The organism is Zobellia uliginosa, from assembly GCF_900156625.1.
In the GTDB taxonomy this organism is placed as follows: Bacteria; Bacteroidota; Bacteroidia; order Flavobacteriales; family Flavobacteriaceae; genus Zobellia; species Zobellia uliginosa.
The window spans coordinates 586,313-608,092 of sequence record NZ_FTOB01000001.1; the positions used below are offsets into that span (position 1 = coordinate 586,313).

Annotated in this window: 19 protein-coding genes; 11 read left to right on the plus strand and 8 right to left on the minus strand. The window is 43.5% G+C overall.

Going from position 1 to position 21,780, the window contains the following annotated elements; genetic code table 11:
- Window positions 1-49 precede the first annotated feature (49 nt).
- The gene (locus BW980_RS02435; RefSeq protein ID WP_076453353.1) at window positions 50-961 is read left to right on the plus strand and encodes a nicotinic acid mononucleotide adenyltransferase; all 912 of its coding nucleotides are present in this window, start codon (window positions 50-52) and stop codon (window positions 959-961) included.
- Window positions 962-1,212: 251 nt separating this feature from the next.
- Window positions 1,213-2,802 carry a SulP family inorganic anion transporter gene (locus tag BW980_RS02440; protein WP_076453354.1) on the plus strand — a complete coding sequence of 530 codons (1,590 nt, stop codon included), beginning with the start codon at window positions 1,213-1,215 and terminating at the stop codon, window positions 2,800-2,802.
- Window positions 2,803-2,840: 38 nt separating this feature from the next.
- Here BW980_RS02440 and BW980_RS02445 read toward each other — a convergent pair whose 3' ends face one another.
- From BW980_RS02445 to BW980_RS02455, 3 genes are all read right to left on the minus strand, one after another.
- The gene (locus BW980_RS02445) at window positions 2,841-3,956 is read right to left on the minus strand and encodes a glycoside hydrolase family 88/105 protein (protein ID WP_076453777.1); all 1,116 of its coding nucleotides are present in this window, start codon (window positions 3,954-3,956) and stop codon (window positions 2,841-2,843) included.
- Window positions 3,957-4,064: 108 nt separating this feature from the next.
- A complete protein-coding gene (locus BW980_RS02450; protein ID WP_076453778.1) occupies window positions 4,065-4,550 on the minus strand; it encodes a c-type cytochrome in 486 nt (161 codons plus the stop codon).
- Window positions 4,551-4,625: 75 nt separating this feature from the next.
- Window positions 4,626-5,588 (minus strand): YheT family hydrolase, encoded by a 963-nt coding sequence (locus BW980_RS02455; protein WP_076453355.1) that lies wholly within the window; start codon window positions 5,586-5,588, stop codon window positions 4,626-4,628.
- Window positions 5,589-5,654: 66 nt separating this feature from the next.
- Here BW980_RS02455 and BW980_RS02460 point away from each other — a divergent pair, with 66 nt between their 5' ends.
- A complete protein-coding gene (locus BW980_RS02460; protein WP_076453356.1) occupies window positions 5,655-5,930 on the plus strand; it encodes a UBP-type zinc finger domain-containing protein in 276 nt (91 codons plus the stop codon).
- 3 nt (window positions 5,931-5,933) lie between these two features.
- Entirely contained in the window at window positions 5,934-7,595 is a 1,662-nt protein-coding gene (locus BW980_RS02465) for an FAD-dependent oxidoreductase (protein WP_083690324.1), read from the plus strand.
- A gap of 67 nt (window positions 7,596-7,662) precedes the next feature.
- Here BW980_RS02465 and BW980_RS02470 read toward each other — a convergent pair whose 3' ends face one another.
- On the minus strand, window positions 7,663-8,637 hold the full coding sequence (locus BW980_RS02470; RefSeq protein WP_076453358.1) for an NAD(P)H-dependent flavin oxidoreductase: 975 nt from the start codon (window positions 8,635-8,637) through the stop codon (window positions 7,663-7,665).
- A 122-nt stretch (window positions 8,638-8,759) separates the two neighbouring features.
- Between BW980_RS02470 and BW980_RS02475 the strand changes: the two genes are divergently transcribed.
- Window positions 8,760-9,236, plus strand: a complete 477-nt coding sequence (locus tag BW980_RS02475) for an acyl-CoA thioesterase (RefSeq protein ID WP_076453359.1) — start codon at window positions 8,760-8,762, stop codon at window positions 9,234-9,236.
- Here the strand turns inward: BW980_RS02475 and BW980_RS02480 are convergent.
- Both BW980_RS02480 and BW980_RS02485 read right to left on the minus strand, forming a co-directional pair.
- The gene (locus tag BW980_RS02480) at window positions 9,211-10,113 is read right to left on the minus strand and encodes a DMT family transporter (RefSeq protein ID WP_076453360.1); all 903 of its coding nucleotides are present in this window, start codon (window positions 10,111-10,113) and stop codon (window positions 9,211-9,213) included. The two genes, BW980_RS02475 and BW980_RS02480, sit on opposite strands and share 26 nt — an antisense overlap.
- Window positions 10,110-10,463 (minus strand): arsenate reductase family protein, encoded by a 354-nt coding sequence (locus BW980_RS02485; protein WP_076453361.1) that lies wholly within the window; start codon window positions 10,461-10,463, stop codon window positions 10,110-10,112. Before BW980_RS02485 ends, BW980_RS02480 begins: the two co-directional genes overlap by 4 nt.
- Window positions 10,464-10,550: 87 nt before the next feature.
- Between BW980_RS02485 and BW980_RS02490 the strand changes: the two genes are divergently transcribed.
- Window positions 10,551-11,012: a DinB family protein gene (locus BW980_RS02490; RefSeq protein ID WP_076453362.1), complete on the plus strand. Its 462-nt coding sequence runs from the start codon at window positions 10,551-10,553 to the stop codon at window positions 11,010-11,012.
- A gap of 3 nt (window positions 11,013-11,015) precedes the next feature.
- Here BW980_RS02490 and BW980_RS02495 read toward each other — a convergent pair whose 3' ends face one another.
- On the minus strand, window positions 11,016-11,756 hold the full coding sequence (locus tag BW980_RS02495; RefSeq protein ID WP_076453363.1) for a DUF3298 and DUF4163 domain-containing protein: 741 nt from the start codon (window positions 11,754-11,756) through the stop codon (window positions 11,016-11,018).
- An 87-nt stretch (window positions 11,757-11,843) separates the two neighbouring features.
- Between BW980_RS02495 and BW980_RS02500 the strand changes: the two genes are divergently transcribed.
- The 4 genes from BW980_RS02500 to BW980_RS02515 all read left to right on the plus strand — a co-directional run bounded on the left by BW980_RS02500 (window position 11,844) and on the right by BW980_RS02515 (window position 17,710).
- The gene (locus tag BW980_RS02500; protein WP_076453364.1) at window positions 11,844-12,998 is read left to right on the plus strand and encodes a cystathionine gamma-synthase; all 1,155 of its coding nucleotides are present in this window, start codon (window positions 11,844-11,846) and stop codon (window positions 12,996-12,998) included.
- A 107-nt stretch (window positions 12,999-13,105) separates the two neighbouring features.
- Window positions 13,106-14,449: an NADP-specific glutamate dehydrogenase gene (gdhA, locus tag BW980_RS02505; RefSeq protein ID WP_076453365.1), complete on the plus strand. Its 1,344-nt coding sequence runs from the start codon at window positions 13,106-13,108 to the stop codon at window positions 14,447-14,449.
- A gap of 128 nt (window positions 14,450-14,577) precedes the next feature.
- Window positions 14,578-15,297: a DNA repair protein RecO gene (gene recO / locus BW980_RS02510; protein WP_076453366.1), complete on the plus strand. Its 720-nt coding sequence runs from the start codon at window positions 14,578-14,580 to the stop codon at window positions 15,295-15,297.
- Between the two features lies 1 nt (window position 15,298).
- Window positions 15,299-17,710 (plus strand): TonB-dependent receptor plug domain-containing protein, encoded by a 2,412-nt coding sequence (locus BW980_RS02515; protein WP_076453367.1) that lies wholly within the window; start codon window positions 15,299-15,301, stop codon window positions 17,708-17,710.
- A gap of 72 nt (window positions 17,711-17,782) precedes the next feature.
- On the opposite strand, the gene BW980_RS02520 is transcribed toward BW980_RS02515, so the two are convergent.
- Window positions 17,783-18,190 (minus strand): hypothetical protein, encoded by a 408-nt coding sequence (locus tag BW980_RS02520; protein WP_076453368.1) that lies wholly within the window; start codon window positions 18,188-18,190, stop codon window positions 17,783-17,785.
- Between the two features lie 191 nt (window positions 18,191-18,381).
- Between BW980_RS02520 and ileS the strand changes: the two genes are divergently transcribed.
- On the plus strand, window positions 18,382-21,780 hold the full coding sequence (ileS, locus tag BW980_RS02525; protein WP_076453369.1) for an isoleucine--tRNA ligase: 3,399 nt from the start codon (window positions 18,382-18,384) through the stop codon (window positions 21,778-21,780).

A 21,780-nucleotide genomic window follows, 5' to 3' on the forward strand; every position in this document is an offset into this window, starting at 1 on the left:
ACTTGGCACGGTGATTGATTTTTCAAGAGTGAACTATAATACCAAGATTATGAAAGCAAAACTACTTTTGACCTCCGTACTTATGGGCGTTCTCATGACGTCATGCTACACTGAAGTTATCGTTGAAGATGAATATATAGATGAACCCGTATACAATACAAGTCAAGTGCTGCACGCATACGACCTATGGTATGTTGATATAAATGCTACTAGGGGAAATGGGGAGGTTCCTTTTTTACAACGGGCGTTTACCGTTTCCTTTGATCGAGGTACCTTGTACGCTAACAACAATATTGTAGGGATAGGAAAGACTGGAAACGGTTTTGGAATCGATGTTGGCTTTTACGATCCGTTACGTGGTGCCGTGGAAATCGATCATGATGTAGACGGACAATGGTTGTTGGATGTATTTCCCGTAAACGGCAATACCATAGAACTCTATGATGCACGCTCCGATACCTCGTATTTTTTAAAGGGATACCAGGTAGGTAACTTTGATTATGACATGGTGTTCTATGATAACATCAACTATTTCTTGCAAGAATATGATGCATGGGAAAAAACCTATACAAGTCTTGAAGGCGCATTGAACGAATTTGACAGCGAGAACTTTTTACAGTTTAATCCGGGCTATTTTAGATCGTCGATCGATGCCCCTGGAACACGCTTGGTAGACCTTCAGTGGGATTTTGAAGGGAATTACTCGGTGTATGACATAGAAAACGATGAAACGCTCAAAACTTTAACACTGGACTACCGTTCATCGAGCAATGATTATTTTGAATTGTACGTTATTAATGATAGTACTATCGAGCTATATCACCCCCGTAGCAAAACGGTTTACGAGTTTAGGGGAAGAGGCTATCAACAGTACTTAAAAGCCGGAAAAGGCGCAGTTGAAAAAAAGAGAAAAAAGACTTCTAATCCCATTATGAAGGTGAAAAGAAGTAGAGATATATAAACGTTTTTTGGTTGGTTATTTAGTTAGGAATCGCCCTGGGCAGCAATGCTTGGGGCGGTTCTTTTTTTTATAGGTTTGGTTTTTCTGTTATATTTCTTACGGCCCTATCCTTTGTAAGAAAATAAAATACATATTTAATGTTATGATATTCAAATATTTATGGTTGTGATGTCTTCAAGTGCATTTAACCCCTTTGTTTATGGCTTATAGGTTATTTTGGTGTATTTTTGCCCGCTCAAAATCCTACTGTCGTGAAGAAGTATTTCAATTTATTCGATTTTAAGCAAAAGGTAGATTACAAGACCGAGATTCTATCGGGTCTTACCGTGGCCTTGGCCTTGGTTCCCGAGGCTATTGCATTCGCACTTATTCCGGGGTTTTCTCCGTTAACGGGTTTATATGCGGCCTTTATTCTTTGCTTGGTAACTTCTATTCTCGGAGGTCGTCCTGGTATGATTTCCGGAGCCACGGGCGCCGTAGCCGTAATTTTTGTCGGATTAATTTTAGAGTTGAAACGCACGTTTCCGGGTATTGAGCCCGAAACCATATTAAATTATGTCTTTGCTACCGTCATCATTGCCGGGGCACTGCAGATTTTGGCCGGTGTACTAAGGTTGGGTAAATTCATTCGCTTGGTACCGCATCCGGTAATGTTCGGATTTGTTAATGGTTTGGCCATTATCATTTTTATGGCACAGTTTCCCAATTTTTATCAAAAGGGTACGGATCAATTGTTGACCGGGGCATCTATGTATATTATGTTAGGACTTACTTTGTTGACCATGGTTATCATTTGGGGTTTTCCAAAGTTGACCAAGGCCATCCCCTCTTCATTGTTGGCCATTGTTGTAGTATCTGCAATAGTTATCGGTTTTGGCGTTGACACGCTTACCGTGGCCGATACCATGGGCGAAGGAGAAACGATCAAAGGCGGTTTTCCTCCATTGTCCATTCCCCAATTGCCAATGACGCTTAAAACACTGAGTATAATTTTCCCTTACGCCGCCATTGTTGCAGGTGTTGGGTTGATTGAAAGTTTGCTGACCCTGAATATTATCGATGAAATTACGGATACCAGGGGTAGCGGAAACAAAGAATGTGTGGCCCAAGGAACGGCCAACATCCTTTCCGGTTTCTTGTCGGGAATGGGCGGTTGCGCTATGATCGGTCAGAGTTTGATCAATACTTCTTCAGGGGCTAGAGCTCGTTTATCGGGTATTACTGCGGCGATTATGTTGTTGGTTTTCATTATGTTCGGTTCGAGCCTTATTGAACAGTTGCCTATGGCCGCATTGGTCGGGTTAATGTTTATGGTGGCCATCGGTACTTTTGAATGGGCGAGCTTTAAGACTTTTGGAAAGATGCCAAAGTCAGATGTAGTGGTTATGGTCTTGGTAACCTTGATTACTGCCATTACCCATAACTTGGCCATTGCCGTTCTATTAGGTGTGATTATTTCTGCATTGGCCTACTCTTGGGAGAATGCCAAGCGTATTCGGGCGAGAAAATATACCGATGAAAACGGGGTAAAGCATTATGAAATATATGGCCCCTTATTCTTTGGCTCAACGACCTTGTTTTCTGAGAAATTCGATATCACGAACGACCCCAAGGAAGTGGTTATAGACTTCAAGGAAAGCCGTGTGGCCGACATGTCGGGTATAGAGGCCTTGAATAAGATCACCGAGCGTTACGCCAAAGCTGGAAAAAAGGTACACCTTCGCCACCTTAGCAAAGATTGTATCCGTCTATTGGCGAACGCCGAAGATATTATCGACGTTAACGTTATGGAGGATCCTACCTACAAGGTTGCCGTTGACAAGCCTGAGATTGAAATCTAATATTTAGAGCGGCCTTGACCTGTATAATACCTTGGTGTTTATTCCCCTCCGTAAAGTTTATATACTTCAGAGCCTGCACTTAAGAAGGCCCCTGTTCCGTATACTTCGGTTTTATCGGGCCAGGCTTTTCCTGGGGCTGCGCCAATAGGTTGCACATAGCCTAGCATACCGTCTTTTGTTACGTAGCTTACCATGGCGTTCCAGCCTTTTTTTACGGCCGGCTCGTAAGTCTTTTTGTCCAGTATCCCATTGTTGATACCCCATGCCAGGCCGTACACGTAAAAAGATGATCCGCTTGTTTCTGGGGTAGGGTAAAACTCTTGTCCCAACAAGCTCATGGCCCAATGGCCTTCTGAAGTCTGTATGGCAATTAATTTTTCGGCCATTTTTTTATAGATGTCCAAGAAATAGGCGTAGGCTTCACTCTGTGGGTCAAGTTCGTTCATGATATTGACAAGGCCGGCAAATACCCAGCCGTTTCCCCTAGACCAAAATACTTTAGTGCCATTGTCCAATTTGTCGAAGTATCGCTCGTCACGGTAATATAGGCTTTCTTCCTTATCAAAAAGAAAATCGGTGGAGGCCTTAAACTCGGAAAGCATGAAATCGAGATATTTTTTTTCGCCCGTAATCTTATACAATTTGGCCCATACAGGGGGAGACATAAATAGGGCATCACACCAGTTCCAACGGTCTTGGTGGTATGGGGTAGCCCAATTTAATATACTTTGTGAGGGGTGGTACATTAAAAAGTTGAATTGCTCCTTGGTAGGGGCAATCATTTTTTCGTCTTTGTATTTTCGATACAGCTCAATATACATTTGACCAACCGTATGGTCGTCTGCATGGTATTTTCTTCTGTACAATTGCCAAGCGTTTTCTTCACCTATCTTCTTTAGCCATTCGAAATAACTGTCGTTGTCGGCCATAGCGGCCCATTTGACCATGCCTACATAGAGTGCGCCATTGGTCCAGTCCAATGGGTGATGTGGCTTCTTATGGTCGCTGTACAATCCGTCAAAGTGCTCAATTTGCCAATCGGCAACCCGTTGCATGGTTTCCTTTACTTTCTTAGGCTTTATCTTTTGGGAAAAAGACGTGCCCGTACACGAAAAAATAATAATGGCGGTAAAAAAATGGCGTAGTAGTTTCAATGTAAATGTTTTTTTGGATGGGTTAAGAACCTCTAATATATTCAAAAAAAGTATGCCGTTACCCTAAGATGGAAGGATAACGGCATAATAGTATGAAAAATGTCGACCTTAAAGGGTGCGCAAGTATTCCGCAACCGCTCTTGTATCTTCTTCAGAAAGATTTTGGTTCAACATTATAGCGTTGTTGTATTCTTTAAGAAGTGCTTTTGCAATCGGGTCTTCCTTCAACATTTTATCAGGATTGGCGATCATATTCATAACCCAAGCCGGATTTCTTCTCTCGTAAACACCTTTTAATGCAGGGCCTATTAAACGTTTATCTGCCATATGACAAGCGGTACAAACTGCTTTGAATTTGGCTTCACCTGCGGTGGCCAACTCGGTATTGATTTCGGCATCAAAAGAAATATCTTTATACGGCCCTACACCTTGGTTGTCCATGTCTACCGGTACACCTTCGGATTTAGCTTCTACCGCTTTGGTTTCGGTTTTGGTACGGTTCATTTCAAAACCGCCCTTTTTTTCTTCTTTTTTTTCTTCGCCACAACTGGCAATTAATGCACCTAGTGCCAATACGCTTAATAGTTTTTTCATTTTATGCCTTATTTCAATATTCAAGCCTTTATTGCGGCTTTTTGTTTGCGGCACTAATATAGCGAATCACTAAATTTAAACCATGTCTTGCACAAATTTAATTGCTGTTTTTTCGGAGTAATAAAAGTTTGAAGGGCTTACGAAGCCCACGTGGCCCCCAAAATCGGGAAGGTTTAAATACAGGTGCCTGTTTTTGTTGGCTTCGGCCACCGGATAACATTCCTCGCCCAAAAAAGAATCGTTTTTGGCATTGATGATTAAGGTAGGAACCTCAATGTCGGGCAAGAATTGTCGGCAACTACATTGCTGGTAATAATCGATGGCGTTTTTAAAACCATGTGCCCTGCTCGTATAGATGTCGTCAAAGTCTTTTAAGGTTTTAATATTCGAGATATCCTTCATTGATATGTTATTGGGAAACATTTTTTGTTTGGGATATAATTTTTCGACCAAATGTTTTTTGAAACGTTTGGCATAGAGGTAGTTGTTGGGGGATAGGAGCGCTCTGAGCGAGCTGTAAAGGTCACAGGGAACCGATACACCGATTACCGCTTTTAGTTCAGGGGGCAAGTCCCTTGCTTCTCCCGCATATTTTAGGGCCATATTTCCGCCCAGGCTAACGCCTTTTATATAGATTTCAGAATAGTTTTTGTTTTTTACGATATGTTGAACAACGGCGTCGAGGTCTTCGGTGGCGCCGGAATGGTACGAACGAAACAGGCGGTTGGTCTCACCGCTACACCCCCTGAAATTTACGGCGCATGCATCGATGCCATCGGCATTAAAGGCTTTGGCACTTCCTGTTATATAGGGGCGTTGGGCATTGCCTTCTAGGCCGTGCAATAGTATCACCACTTTTTCTGAGGCGGTTTCGGCATAGCTCCAGTCCAAATCCATAAAATCCCCATCGTCAAGCTCAATACGTTCTCGGGTTTGCTGCACTCCTTTTATGCGTCTAAAAAGACCGGAATATACTGTAGAGAGGTGTCCGTTCTTAAATATAAGAGGGGGATTGTAATGTGAGCTAACTAAAGGCATTTGGGTAAGGTATATAAAATGATATTAAAGAAAACGGCCGTGTGAAACTTTATTGTAAATTTAAGCATGTCAAAATTAGCCCAAAAATGTGGTCATTTAAATCAGGTCACACAAGTAAAACAGGCAAAAGTACTGGAATGTGCCGAATGTATAAAAACTAGGGATAGATGGGTCCATTTACGTACCTGCCAGACCTGTGGCACAACACTTTGTTGTGACAGCTCACCCAATCGACACGCCAGCAAGCACGCCCGTTCAAGTGGGCACCCCGTAATAAGTAGTGCGGAACCTAACGAAAGATGGCTTTGGTGCTATGAAGATGAACAAATTGCTAGATATTAAATTATGAATGATCCCAGATTTCCGCAATTGCCCCAAAGCCATGTCAACATTTTAAAGGGATATGGGAATATTGAACGCTGTAACGAGAAAACGGTAGTGTTCGATTTAGGCCAACTGAGGTATGATTTCTTTGTTGTACTCGAAGGAGAAATTGCCATACTCGACCCTAACAATGAGCAAAAAGTAATAGTTGTACATGGTAAGAACGAGTTTTCGGGAGATAGCGGAATGTTGTCCGATCGTGGGGCGCAGTTTAGGGCCGTTGCCAAAGCGGGTTCGGAACTTCTTAGGGTGAGTCCCTATAAATTAAAAGAGGCCATAGCCAAACATAGTAATTTAAGTGATTTGCTCCTCAACGCTTTTTTGCAGCGCCAAGATACTATTTTAAACGAGTACGTAGGAGGTATCAAGTTGGTAGGGTCGGGCAATTCAAAAGAAGCCTATGCCATTCGCGATTTTATGGACAAGAACTATATCTGGTATAACTTTTTAGACGTAGATCAAACTTCGGAGGCCAATGATTTGCTCAAAAATTTTGACCTTTCCGAAAAGGATCTGCCTCTTATGATCTGTAATGGAGGTCAGCTTCATATGAAACCTTCTTTAGATGAAGTAGCCCGTTTTTCTGGGGTGTTGATGGATTTTGAAGACAAGATATTCGACCTGTTGGTCATCGGCGCAGGTCCATCGGGTTTGGCGGCCAGTGTTTATGCAGCTTCTGAAGGATTAAGTGTCGTTACCATAGATAGCAATGCCCCGGGAGGCCAGGCCGGAAAGAGCTCTAAAATCGAGAATTATTTGGGCTTTCCTACGGGAATATCAGGGCGTGACCTTGCGAATCGCGCCTATGTACAGGCGCAGAAGTTCGGCTGTAATATTTCCATTCCCCATAGGGCGGAAAAAATAGAGCATACGGGCAATCATTTTGTGCTTTCGGCCACTAACGGAAAAGTAATAAAGGCAAAGTCGTTAATGGCAGCTACGGGAGCCAATTATCGGCAATTGCCTATTGATACCATTCAAAAATACGAAGGTAGCGGGGTGTATTATTCCGCTACGGGGATGAACGCATCGGCATGCAAAAGTGAATTGGTAGGTGTTGTGGGAGGAGGAAACTCGGCGGGTCAGGCTGCATTGTTTCTTGCCGATTATGCCAAAGAGGTACACGTGGTGTTACGGGGAGGTGACCTTGGGGCTAAAATGAGCGATTACCTCGTACAGCGCATTGAGGCGGCACCTAATATTTACGTACAATTGAACACCCAAGTAACCGAATTGAAAGGTAATCATCATTTGGAATCGCTTGTATTGCGTAAAAAGGATGGCCAAGAAACCGAAATGAACATTACCAACCTGTTTACTTTTATAGGGGCCAAACCATGTACCGAATGGTTGGAGGGTATTGTGGCCACCGATGAAAAAGGTTTTGTTTGTACAGGGCCGGGAATTAATGAAGAGGACCTGTATATGTGCGATATCTATAGCCAACGGAAACCACAGTCCCTAGAGACTAGTATACCGGGTTTTTTCGCGGTGGGCGATGTGCGCAAGGGTTCCGTAAAGCGGGTTGCTTCCGCGGTAGGCGAAGGGTCGATGGCGGTAAGCCAAGTGCATCGATTTTTGGCCGATTTGAGGGCTAGGGAATCGGCAGGGGTAAAAGCTTAGTCGATAAAATAAGGGACCGCCGAAAGAGTTGATTTTACGAGGGTCCCTTGCAAATTCTGAATTGGTTTTACTTCGGATATTTTTCCAATACCTTTATTTGTTCTTCAATGGCCGATTTGAATTCGCTTTTTAGTTGGGAAATCAACTCGGAAACCGGAAGCGTATTGTCGATCAAGGCAGAACCTTGACCCGCCGACCAAATGGTCTTCCATGCTTTGGCCTCGGTATCGAGCTCTTTCCCAAAATCTATTTTCCTGTCCTTTTTAAGGTCTTCCTCGGTCAGTCCCGCCGCTTTTAGGCTTGCCCCTAGAAAATTGGCATGAACCCCAGAAATGGCAGCCGTATAGACTACGTCATTGGCTCCGGCATCAATGATCATCTTCTTGTATTCGGGAGATGCCTTGCTTTCTTCGGTATTGATAAAGCGTGTGCCCATATAGGCCAGGTCGGCACCCATTTGTAGTGCAGAGGCAATATCGCGCCCCGTACTGATACATCCTGAAAGGATGATGGTCTTGTGAAAAAATTTCTTTATTTCGGAAACCAATGGCATTGGGTTGGTCGCACCTGCATGCCCACCTGCACCTGCGGCAACTAGGATCAAGCCATCGACCCCGGCTTCCTGTGCCTTTTCCGCATGACGTTTTTTGATGATATCGTGAAATACGAGTCCGCCATAACTGTGAATCGCGTCAACCACCTTGGAGACCGCCCCGAGAGAGGTGATGACAAGGGGGACTTTATGTTTTATGCAGAGTTTTACATCGGCCTCGAGCCTAGGGTTGGTCGGGTGTACAATAAGGTTTACGCCAAAGGGCGCTGGCTTCTTGCCGGTTTCCTTTTCAAAATTTTCCAGTTCGGTCTTGATCTCGATAAGCCACTCTTCAAAACCCTCGCTAGTACGTTGGTTAAGGGCGGGAAATGTTCCGACAATACCGTTTTTACAACATTCTACAACCAGTTTTGGGCTTGATATCAAAAACATGGGGGCTGCAATAGCTGGCAGCGCCAATTCGTCTATAAATGAAGGTTTAGCACTCATATGTATCGGTTTTAAATAGAATTAAATTAGCAGTAAACTTTAAGGCTAGAAATTCCTTTGTTTTTCAAAACTATGGTATTTTTGCTATTCTTATGCATGCATAAGAAATTAATTCGCAAAATATGTATCTAAAAGAGTTTGAAATTCGCTGGAGCGATGTTGACGCAAACCGGCATTTGGCCAATTCTGCTTATCTGAATTTTATGAGCCACACACGGATGAGTTATTTGACCGAAATCGGTTTTAGCCATCGAACGTTACTGGAGAGAGAGATCGGTCCGGTGGTTTTTTACGAACATATGTACTACTTCAAAGAGGCTTTTCCCGGGAAGCCCGTAAAGGTTTCCATGGAAATTATGGGAATGAGCGAAGATGCACAGTTCTTTGAATTCCATCATAATTTTTACGATTACAAGGGAAGGAATTTTGCCCATTGTGAAATGATGGGGGCCTGGATCGACCTGAAGACCCGTAAGCTCACCGGTTTGACCAATGATTTGTTGGAAAAGTTCAGCGCTATAGAAAAAGCTGAAGGGTTTAAGGTATTGACCAAAGAAGATACCAGAAGGTTCGCTAAGGCTCCAAAGGATTTGGTTTAGGTTTTTTACTGGCCAAGTATACGCCTAAAAATACCAAGCAACCAGCCAGTATTTTGAGTGTCGTAAGCTTGTCTTGCCCTGTGGCTACCGCAAAGAGGATGCCTATTAAGGGTTGAACGTATACAAAGGCACTTAAGGTAGAGGCTTTTAATTGGGTCAGGGCAAAAATATTGAATAAATAGGTACAAAATGTAGTTCCTAAAACTACAAATGCAATTTTCCACAAGGCTTCAAAAGGTAGGTTAGGCCAGTCTATGGCCATGAGTTCGTGATATCCGAACGGAAGACAGATAAATATGCCGATAGTAAAAAGCCATTTCATAAAGGTAAAGGGGTGGTACTTGGCTATTAAGGTTTTTGCCCCGATCAGATATGAACCGTAGAATACGGAATTCATCAAAATCAAAAAATTTCCCAGGGGAATATTTGGGGCGTCAGCCCTTAGTTCCGTTCCGAAAAAAATAAGTCCAAGTGCACCTAAAAGGCCTATCAAGATACCTATCATTTTTTGAGGTATGATTTTTTCCTTAATCAAAACGGACGAGAGCAATACCACTATAATTGGTGTGGTGGTGATCAAGACGGCGCTATTGATCGGAGTGGATAAAGAAAGGCCCTTGAAGAACACCAGCATATTGAGGCCCATGCCCAAAAGTGCGCAAATGAACATTCTCGGATAATCTTTTTTTTCAATCTTTTCCCTGGGGCCAAAGACCGAAACGCTCCAAAACAATATCGATGCGCCAATGACCCGCAACATGATAAACCCAAAGGGCTGTACATGGTTCGGCATTACCCCTTTGGCAATCGTATGGTTCAAGGCGTAGATTATGGTCGCGCCAATGGCGGCCAATATAGCAAGTGTGCGCCGGCTCAATGGTGTAAGGCGGCTTTGGCTTCTTCAACTGTTTTTTTGCTGTTCCCTACAAAAATCTGCCCATCTACAATGATGACCGGCCGTTTTAGAAAAGTATAGTGCGCTAAGATCAAATCTTTCAACTCGCTTTCCGAAGGCTGCTTTTCATGTAGCCCCATTTGTCGGTAAAGACGGGCGCGTTTGCTGAACAAGGCTTCATAGCTTCCGGCAAGTGCTTGCATTTGTTCTACCTGTTCGGGCGTCATGGCCTCCGTTTTGATATCTTGAAGGACGATGCCATCTAAGGGCGCTAATTCCTTGAGTATGCGTTTGCAGGTGTCACAGGTGGAGAGGTAGTAAATCTTTTTCATTCTTCTTAACATAAATTCACTTTGCAAAGAAACCCAATTCAGTTCAATTGTACTATTTTTGGGGCCTACTATTAAAATTGTATTGCCGTGGAGAAAATTTTTGATGTTACTTTAGAGAACAGAAAACGCCTTTATAAAATACTGACGGAAACCCCTAAGGAGCAACTGCTTGAAATACCCGAGGGTTTCAACAATAACGTTTGGTGGAATATTGCCCATACCGTAATAACTACACAAGTATTGGTGTACAAATTGGGTAAGCTTCAAATGCGGGTTCCCGGTGAGCTTGTTGAAAAGTTTATGAAAGGTACCAAGCCTGATGGAACCGCCACCGAGGAAGAAATGAAGCTCATTGCCGATTTCTTGATCTCTACGGTAGAATGGGCCAAGGAAGATTACGAGGCAGGCCTTTTTCAAGACTATACTACCTATACTACCAGTGCGGGGGTCACCTTAACATCGGCTGAAGATGCACTTGTCTTTAACTTGTATCACGAAGGATTGCATGCCGCTGCCATTATCGCCTTGCTCAAAGTGGCAGGGAAGTAGTATTTACGATTTGTTTTTGGCCAAATACGGTTTTATTTCAGGGAATGGTAAGGTTAGAACTATGGGGCCATCGGCATAGGACGCCACCTCATAGGGGTTGTACAACAACTTTATGCCTTCTTCGGTAAACCCGATGTTTTCAGGCAAATGAAATACATCGCTCTCGAACATAAACCCGGTACTGTTGATCGGACTGTCTTGGGGGATGTGCTCTTGGTCCCTGAATTTTTGTTCGGCAAACTTTTCAAAATCTTTACGGTCATGAAAAAGTTGCCAGTTCTCCAGTTCTTTGGCTTTGTGCTTGTCAAAATTTAAAAAACGCTGAGAGCCATAACCATGGGCACCTCCGGTGAAAATATAGGAATTTAGCTCAATGGTAAGAAAGTCGTTATCTTCATACGACACCTTACCTTCTATATTGGCCTCCCAACGGGTAGCCTCTTCGGGGTATAGCTTTTTAAGCTCCCAATAACCATTGCTAAAAGCTTCAACGGCATCTTTTATCGATGATGCCTCTAGCTCATCGTCGTAATTGAGGGTCTCAATGATTTCTTCTTTTAGGGCGGTATTGATGGTCTTGGCCATCTTTGAATTCTCAAGGGCCTTTGGAATCTGTATTTCGACGGTCGGACACTCCGAGCAGCGTGTTTCATCGAGGTTTAAGGTCTCAAAGGTCAGTTTGTTTTCTTTTTGGCAGCCGACTAATACCAAAAGTAAAATGATATAGGTAACTTGGGTTCTCATAGTGGAATTTAGTTGGGGTGGAATAAAAATATGCTGGATTGTCCAGCATCAAAGATAATGATAGATTTGAACGAATAAATATAAAAAATGGGCGAAAAAACGTTAAAATTTAACAGTAAGACAATACACGGAGGGCAGCAACCAGATAAGGCCTATGGCGCTGTTATGCCTCCTATTTATCAAACATCTACCTATGCACAGACCACTCCTGGCGGACATAAGGGCTACGAGTATTCGCGAAGTGCCAACCCCACCCGAACGGCATTGGAAAATTCATTGGCCAGTATTGAGAATGGCACCTATGGTTTGGCCTTTGCCAGTGGCTTGGCGGCTATTGATGCGGTTATAAAATTACTGGGCCCAGGTGATGAGGTGGTCTCAACAAACGACTTGTACGGTGGAAGCTATCGATTGTTCAAGCAGATATTCGAGAAATATGGCATAAAATTCAATTTTGTCGGCATGCAAGATACCGATACCATAGAAGCGGCCATTACGGGAAATACCAAGTTGATCTGGGTCGAGACCCCGACCAACCCTATGATGAATATTATAGATATAAAGGCGGTGGCCGCAGTTGCCAAGAAACACAATGTGCTATTGGCGGTAGACAATACATTTGCCACACCGTATTTGCAGACTCCCTTGGATTTGGGGGCGGATGTCGTTATGCATTCCGCTACCAAATATTTAGGCGGACATAGCGATGTAGTCGCGGGGGCCTTGGTCGTTAAGAACAAAGAACTGGCAGATCAACTATACTTCATCCAGAATGCTAGTGGCGCGGTATGTGGACCTATGGATAGTTTTTTGATTTTGAGAGGTATAAAAACATTACATGTGCGCATGCAGCGCCATTGTGAGAACGGCGAAGCCATTGCGCGATATTTGGAAAACCACCCTAAAATTGAAAAGGTGTATTGGCCCGGTTTTGAGAGCCACCCCAATCATGAAGTCGCCAAAAGTCAAATGAACGGATACGGGGGCATGATTTCCTTTGTAAGCAAGGGCAGTAGTTATAAGGAGGCTATAAAAATAGTTGAGCGGCTTAAATTGTTCACCTTGGCCGAATCCTTGGGAGGGGTGGAGAGTTTGGCGGGGCATCCGGCAAGTATGACCCATGCGAGTATACCCAAAGACGAGCGGGAAAAGAGCGGGGTGGTCGATGCCTTGATCCGTTTGAGTGTGGGTATTGAAGATAAAGACGATTTGATAGCCGATTTGGAACAGGCTATAGGATAAGAGTTATAGGGAATTTTTTGAAAAATCGGCGTTTATATTCTTTATAATAACATAATTTTACCGAGACTATCAAAATCTAACAAAATAATTCTATAGGACATCTGTTTATGGATTCAAAAATTAAGGACTTCATGGATGAAGTCAAAAAGCGAAACGGACATGAGCCCGAGTTCATTCAAGCGGTGCAAGAGGTTGCTGAGACGGTAATCCCATACATTGCGGAAAATGAAATATACAAGGGCAAAAATATCTTGACCCGAATGGTAGAGCCCGAAAGGCTGATATCGTTTCGGGTAGCATGGGTAGACGATGAAGGTGTGATCCATGTAAACAGGGGATATCGCATTCAGATGAACTCTGCTATTGGTCCATATAAGGGAGGCTTGCGTTTTCACCCTTCCGTAAATGCCAGTATCTTAAAATTCCTAGCTTTTGAACAGGTGTTCAAGAACAGTCTTACGACCTTGCCTATGGGCGGTGGTAAAGGAGGCTCCGATTTTGACCCGAAGGGCAAGTCGGACGATGAGGTTATGCGCTTTTGCCATGCGTTTATGACGGAACTTTGCCGTCATATCGGCCCGAATACCGATGTGCCCGCGGGAGATATCGGTGTCGGTGCCCGGGAAATCGGATTCTTGTTCGGGATGTACAAGAAAATTAGAAACGAGTTTACAGGGGTATTGACAGGAAAGGGACTCTCATGGGGAGGCTCTAGGATCCGCCCGGAAGCTACAGGGTATGGAACGGTATATTTTGCCCAAAGTATGCTCAACACCAAAAATGAAAGTTTTGAAGGTAAAACCGTTGTTATTTCGGGATCTGGAAACGTAGCACAATACGCAGCTGAAAAAGTGTTGCAACTTGGTGGTAAGGTGGTTACACTTTCTGATTCTGCCGGGTATATCTATGATCCAGAAGGTATCGATGCCGAAAAATTGGGCTATGTAATGGACCTTAAGAACAACAAACGCGGTAGGATTTCGGAATATGTGAACAAATACAGTGGGGCCCAGTATTACAAGGGCAAGACGCCTTGGAACGTAAAATGTGATATAGCCCTTCCCTGTGCTACGCAGAACGAGCTAACAAAAAACGATGCGGATGTTTTGTTGAAAAACGGTTGTATCTGCGTGGTCGAAGGAGCCAATATGCCTTGTGATGCGGATGCGGTGCATAAGTTTCACGAAGCCAAAATTTTATTCGCACCAGGTAAGGCTTCTAATGCCGGGGGTGTGGCAACCTCAGGTCTGGAGATGTCGCAAAACTCATTGCGCATTAGTTGGACAAGGGAAGAGGTCGATGAACGACTTCGTGATATCATGAAGGAAATTCACGATTCTTGCATCAAATACGGTAAAGAAGACGATGGCTACTGTAACTATGTAAAAGGGGCGAATATCGCTGGTTTTGTAAAGGTTGCCGATGCCATGTTGGCCCAAGGGGTGATTTGATTAGTGACTTAATAATAGCAAATAGACGAGACCCGTATCTTTTAAAAGTTACGGGTCTTTTTACGGTTGACCGTGTTTTTCACTACGTAGATTTTAAAGCTATATTTGTGCTAAACCCTATCACATAAATGCAGCTAACCACTAAAGCTATAGTACTTTCTTCGCTTAAATACGGCGACACGAGTTTGATCGTAAAGGCTTTTACGGTTTCCGATGGGGTAAAACCCTATTTGCTGCGAGGGGTTTTGGCATCTAAAAAGGGAAAATTAAAATCGGCCTATTTTCAACCCCTGACCCAGTTGGAAATTGTTGCCAACCATAGAAATAAGGGAGCCCTCGAAAGTATACGGGAGGCCAAAATACATTATCCGTACCAGACGCTGCACTCCGATATCTCAAAAAATGCCATGACCATGTTTCTTTCTGAAATGTTGGCCAATAGCATTCATGAGGAAGAGCCCAACCCTTCGCTTTTTGAGTTTATAGAGGTAAGCTTGCAATGGCTCGATACACAGGTTGATTTTGCTAATTTCCATATCTATTTTTTGATTCGGCTTACCAAATATTTGGGCTTTTACCCAGATACGGAACAGATGGGCGCAAGTTGTTTTGATTTGCTCGAAGGGGAGTTTATCGATACACCGTCGTTGAACCCTATTCTTAGTGGGGAAAATCTTACCTACTTTAAAACCTTCTTGGGCATAAATTTTGATGGGATACATCATATCAAAATGAATAAAGGCAACCGTCAAGAACTTTTACGATCACTTGTACTGTTTTACGAGTTGCATTTACAGGGGTTTAGAAAACCAAAATCCCTGGCCATCTTAAATGAAGTATTCAACTAGTATGAACAAAGTTCTGTTTTTGCTTATTTTTTTGTGTGCTCAACTTGTCTTTTCCCAAGAGGTGTCGGTCATCGATTTTGATACCCGTCAACCTATTTCGAATGTGGCCATATATAATTACGATCGAACGAAAACGGCATTGACCGACTTTGACGGTAAGGTAGACCTGAAGGTGTTCGGGGCTGACGAGCGTATTACCTTTCGGCACTTGAGTTATCAACTCGGAAGAACTACAAAAGCACAGATACAGAGGCACGGAGGCCGATTTTTTTTGAGCATGAAGGCCGAAGAGCTTGATGAGGTGGTAATGTCGGTGTCGAAGTGGGAACAGCAGAAAAAAGATATTCCTAACAAGATTGCGGTCATTAACGCCCGTGATATCGCCTTTACCAACCCACAGACTTCGGCAGACCTGTTGCAAAGCAGCGGAAAAGTATTCGTTCAAAAAAGTCAATTGGGCGGAGGGAGTCCTATGATAAGGGGTTTCGCCACTAACCGCTTGTTGTTATCGGTAGATGGGGTACGTATGAACAATGCCATTTTTAGGGGAGGGAATCTACAGAATGTAATCTCCATTGACCCATACACCATACAGAACACCGAAGTTATCTTTGGTCCGGGCTCTGTAATTTATGGTAGTGATGCCATTGGTGGGGTAATGAATTTTTATACCAAAAAGGCCGAATTCTCAACCTCCGACAGTCTTTCGTTCTCAGGTGGGGCCAAGTATCGTTTTGCTTCGGCCAATTCTGAGAATACCTTTCATTTCAATTTTAATTTGGGAAAAAGGAAGTGGGCGTTTTTGACCAGTGCTTCCTATAATGATTTTGGTGATTTAAAAATGGGAGGCCACGGTCCGGAATCCTATCTTAGAAAAAACTTTGTCGGCAGTTTGAACGGTACTGATGTCTTGCTTCCTAACGAAAATCCTAAAAAACAAAACCCAACAGGCTATAGTCAGCTTAACCTAATGCAAAAAATAGCCTATACACCTAATAATACTTGGGAGCACAAGCTCGGACTACACTATTCGGAAACCTCCGATTACGCTAGGTACGATCGTTTGATACGTCCGAATAAGGCAGATGACGGACTTCGGTCGGCGGAATGGTTCTATGGGCCACAAAAATGGTTTATGGGCAATTTGCAGATGAGCAAAAGGGGAAAAGGCATTTTTTATGACGGATTAAAAATAACCACTGCCTACCAACATTTTGAGGAGAGTAGAAATGATCGTGATTTTGGCGATGTGTTACGTTACACTACCGAAGAAAAAGTAAATGCCCTTTCCGCGAATGTTGATTTTGAAAACAAGAAAATCGGAGACCTCCGCTTGTACTATGGCGGAGAATATATCTTCAATAAGATCGGGTCAACGGGAGAGCAGGTAAATGTTGAAACCAAGGAGCTGGCCGATGGTGCTTCACGCTATCCCGATGGTGCCACTTGGCAAACTGCGGCCGGTTATGTGAACGGGGAGTATAGGGCAAAGCCGAATTTCACCCTTTTATCGGGCCTTAGGTACAGTCACGTCTGGATCAATGCCGTTTTTGATAAAACGTTCTATCCCTTCCCTTTCGATGATGCAATGCTTGATAATGGGGCATTGACGGGAAGCATAGGTTTTAGTTGGTTTCCAAAGGCCGATTTGCAGATTACCTTGAACGGCTCTACTGGTTTTAGGGCGCCGAACCTTGACGATGTAGGCAAGATATTTGACTCGGAACCTGGAGCGGTAGTAGTGCCAAATCCCGATTTGGAACCAGAGTATGCCTATAACGTGGAATTGGGGGTTCAAAAAAACTTTAATGACTGGGTGGTGCTTAAAAGTGCCGTTTTTTATACTTACTTGGTAGATGCATTGGTACGAAGGGATTATAAGTTCAATGGGGAAGATGCCATTATGTACAATGGGGAACTCAGTAGTGTGCAGGCCATACAGAATGCCGCTAAGGCCTATGTGTATGGGTTTGAGTTTGGGGCTGAGGTGTTTTTGGGGGATAAGTTCTCGGCCGTGGCCAACCTTACGCTTACGGAAGGTATCGAAGAGGAAGATGACGGTACGGAGTCTCCGGGAAGGCATGTGGCACCGACTTTCGGTGATTTGCACTTTGTTTACAAAGGCCAGAAGCTAACGGCCGATGTGTTCCTGAATTATAATGGTGAAATTTCCTTTGGTGATTTGGCGACTTCCGAAAAAAGTAAAACATATATCTATGCGGTCAACGAAGAGGGCAATCCTTTCTCCCCTTCTTGGTACACCCTCAATTTGCGCTCACAGTATGCCATTACCAATACATTGAAAGCTTCCCTTGGAGTTGAGAATATTACGGATCAACGTTATCGTTCATATTCTTCGGGTATTGTAGCGCCAGGTGTTAATTTGGTACTGGGAGTGGACTATCGGTTTTAGTGCTGTCCTGTTAAAATATAAAGCCCCCCGACCAATGGCCGGGGGGCTTTCGTTGTATATGTATAAGGTATATTAGTTGACGGCAGCCTTGGCTTTGTCGGCAGCACTGTTGGCGGCGTCTTTGGCCTTGTCGGCAGCATCGTTGGCGGCATCTTTAACATCACCGGCAGCTTCATTGGCTTTTTCCTTGATGTCTTCACCGGCTTCTTCAGCTTTTGATTTTAGGTCGTTGGCGGCATCTTCTGCATCAGCTTTGATTTCTTCACCGGCTTCTTCGGCCTGCTCCATAGCTTCTGCACCAGCTTCTTTGGCGTCTTCCATGGCTTCGGCGCCCATTTCCTTGGCATCTTCACCAGCTTGTTCCATTGCGGCACCAGCTTCGTCGGTAGCGCTTTTTGCTTTGTCTGCGGCGTCTCTACAAGAAACGAAAGAGATGCTTAGGGCAAGCATCAAAACAGAACTTAAAATTACTTTTTTCATGATTTTGTGTTTAAAGTTTTTGTTTAATTGTTTTCTGAATATACGTATGAAACGACATTTTAGACGCTATATTTTAACATTTTCTTACAAGCTTGTTTAATAGGGCGTATTTCAATTCTTTCAAATCGACTTAATTCGGGTAAAAATTGCTAATTTTGCAGCCTTAAATTAATGCAGTAGAGCCACTTATTATGAAGTTTGCGGAATATAAAGGATTGGATTTGCCCAAAGTAGCTGAAGATATACTCGATTATTGGAAGCAAAACCAGATTTTCGAGAAAAGTATTTCCTCTAGGGAGGGTAAACCTAGTTATGTTTTTTATGAAGGTCCGCCGTCGGCAAACGGTATGCCAGGGATCCACCATGTCATGGCACGAACGATCAAGGATATCTTTCCCAGGTATAAGACCATGAAGGGTTTTCAAGTGAAACGTAAGGCCGGTTGGGATACACACGGATTGCCTATTGAACTGGGTGTGGAGAAAGAATTGGGGATAACCAAGGAGGATATCGGTAAAAAAATATCCGTAGAAGAATATAATGCGGCCTGCAAGAAGGCGGTTATGCGCTATACCGATGTGTGGAACCGAATGACCGAACAGGTTGGCTATTGGGTCGATATGAACGATCCGTACATTACCTATAAGCCCAAATATATGGAGTCGGTCTGGTGGTTGTTAAAGCAGATATACGACAAAGGCTTGATTTATAAGGGGTACACGATACAACCGTATTCACCTAAGGCCGGTACGGGCTTAAGTTCGCATGAGCTTAACCAACCGGGTACATATCAAGATGTGACCGATACTACGGTAGTGGCACAATTTAAGACGATAGAAGATTCACTGCCCGATTTTCTCCAGAACGAGGGTGATGTATATTTCTTGGCGTGGACGACCACCCCATGGACACTGCCTTCGAACACCGCGTTGACCGTAGGGCCCAAAATAGATTATGTTTTGGTGGAAACTTATAACCAGTACACTTTTAAGCCCATGAACGTAGTTCTGGCCAAGAGTTTGGTAGGGAAGCAGTTTTCAGGGAAGTTCGAGCAAGTAGAAGCCAAATCCGATTTGTTGGCGTACCAAGCTGGCGATAAGAAAATACCTTTTTACGTAGTAAAGGAATTTGTTGGGAAAGATTTAGTGGGTATTCGATATGAGCAACTGCTTGAGTATGCCCTTCCCTATCAAAATCCTGAAAATGCATTTCGTGTAATTGCCGGTGATTTCGTAACTACGGAAGACGGTACCGGTATTGTACATACGGCCCCTACTTTTGGTGCCGATGATGCCTTGGTGGCCAAACAGGCCGTGCCTGAAGTTCCGCCTCTATTGGTGTTGGATGAAAATAATAATCCGGTTCCATTGGTAGATTTGCAAGGGAAGTTCCGTCCGGAAATGAAGGAGTTCGGGGGCAAATATGTCAAAAACGAATATTATACGGCCGGAGAAGAGCCCGAACGTTCGGTCGATGTGGAAATTGCCATAAAGCTCAAAGAAGAGAACAAAGCATTTAAGGTAGAGAAGTACGTACACAGTTATCCAAATTGCTGGCGTACCGATAAGCCTATTTTATATTACCCCTTAGATTCATGGTTCATCAAGATCAGCGATGTGAAAGATCGTATGTTCGCATTGAACCAAACCATTAATTGGAAGCCGAAGTCTACCGGGGAAGGCCGTTTTGGCAACTGGTTGGCGAATGCCAATGACTGGAACCTTTCTAGGTCTAGATATTGGGGTATACCACTTCCTATTTGGAGGACCGAAGACGGAAAAGAGGAAATGATCATTGGATCCGTGGCCGAACTGAAGTCGGAAATGGCAAAGGCCGTGGCTGCCGGTGTAATGGAAAAGGATATTTTTGACGATTTCGTGGTTGGTGACCTATCTGAGGAAAACTATGAAAAAATAGACCTTCACAAGAATATCGTTGATCAGGTGATCTTGGTTTCGGCTTCGGGCAAACCGATGAAGCGCGAAAGTGACCTGATCGATGTTTGGTTCGATAGTGGTTCCATGCCTTATGCCCAATGGCATTATCCATTTGAAAACAAAGACTTGATCGATGAGGGCAAGACCTATCCTGCCGACTTTATTGCTGAAGGGGTCGACCAGACCAGAGGGTGGTTCTATACCTTACACGCCATAGCTACAATGGTTTTCGATTCCGTAGCCTATAAAAATGTAGTGTCTAACGGACTTGTTTTGGACAAGGAAGGTAAAAAAATGTCAAAGCGTTTGGGCAATGCCGTGGATCCCTTCGATACCATGAACGAACATGGGGCGGATGCTACACGTTGGTATATGATTTCGAATGCGAACCCTTGGGATAATTTAAAGTTCGATACCGAGGGTATCGTTGAGGTGAAGCGAAAATTCTTCGGAACCCTTTACAATACCTATTCATTCTTTGGGCTATATGCCAATATCGATGCTTTTGATTATTCTGAGGCTGAAATTCCGCTGAACGAAAGGCCAGAAATCGACCGATGGATCTTATCGGAACTACATTCGTTGATTAAGACCGTTGATGAAGCCTATGCCGATTACGAGCCTACCAAGGCTACGCGTGCCATTTCAGATTATGTTCAGGAGAATTTGAGCAACTGGTATGTGCGCTTGTGTAGAAGACGCTTTTGGAAAGGAAGTTATGAAAAGGATAAGATATCGGCGTATCAGACTTTATATACCTGTTTGGAAACCGTAGCCAAGCTTTCGGCACCCGTGGCACCGTTCTTTATGGATCGCTTGTACAAAGATTTAACGAATACGACCAAAAAGGAAGCATTTGAAAGTGTACATTTGGCCGAGTTTCCGAAGTATGATGAGGCAATCGTAGATAAGGACCTAGAAAGTAAGATGGAAAAAGCACAGACTATTTCGTCTTTGGTACTTTCGATCCGCCAGAAGGAAAAGATAAAGGTCCGTCAACCCTTGCAAAAGGTAATGATACCTGTTCTTGATGAAAAGCAAAAGCATGAGATCGAGGCAGTGGCCGATTTGATCATGTCGGAAGTGAACGTAAAGGAAATAGAATTGCTTGATGATGCATCTGGTATTCTAGTGAAGCAGATTAAACCGAATTTCAAGGTTTTAGGCCCTAAATACGGTAAGGATATGAAGAACATTGCCCAGGCCGTTGCGCGATTGGGTCAAGATGATATCCAAAAAATTGAGCAGAAGGGCGAAATTTCGCTTGATATTGACGATAAAATTATTACATTACAACTGCAAGATGTAGAGATAGCCTCGCAAGATATCGAAGGTTGGTTGGTTGCAAGTTCAGGAACGCTTACCGTAGCGCTGGACGTAACGATCGATCAAGATTTGAGGGAAGAAGGTATAGCTCGAGAGCTTGTAAATAGAATTCAGAACCTGAGAAAAGATTCTGGGTTCGAGGTGACCGATAAGATTGATATCAAGATTCTTAAAGACGGTTTTGTTGAAAAAGCGGTATCGAATAACCTCGGTTATATCAAGACCGAAACATTGACTGCCGAACTTGTTTTTGAAGAAAGCTTGGATAGGGGGACTGAGGTTGCCTTTGATGAAGTGAAAACTAAATTATTTATTGAAAAACATTAA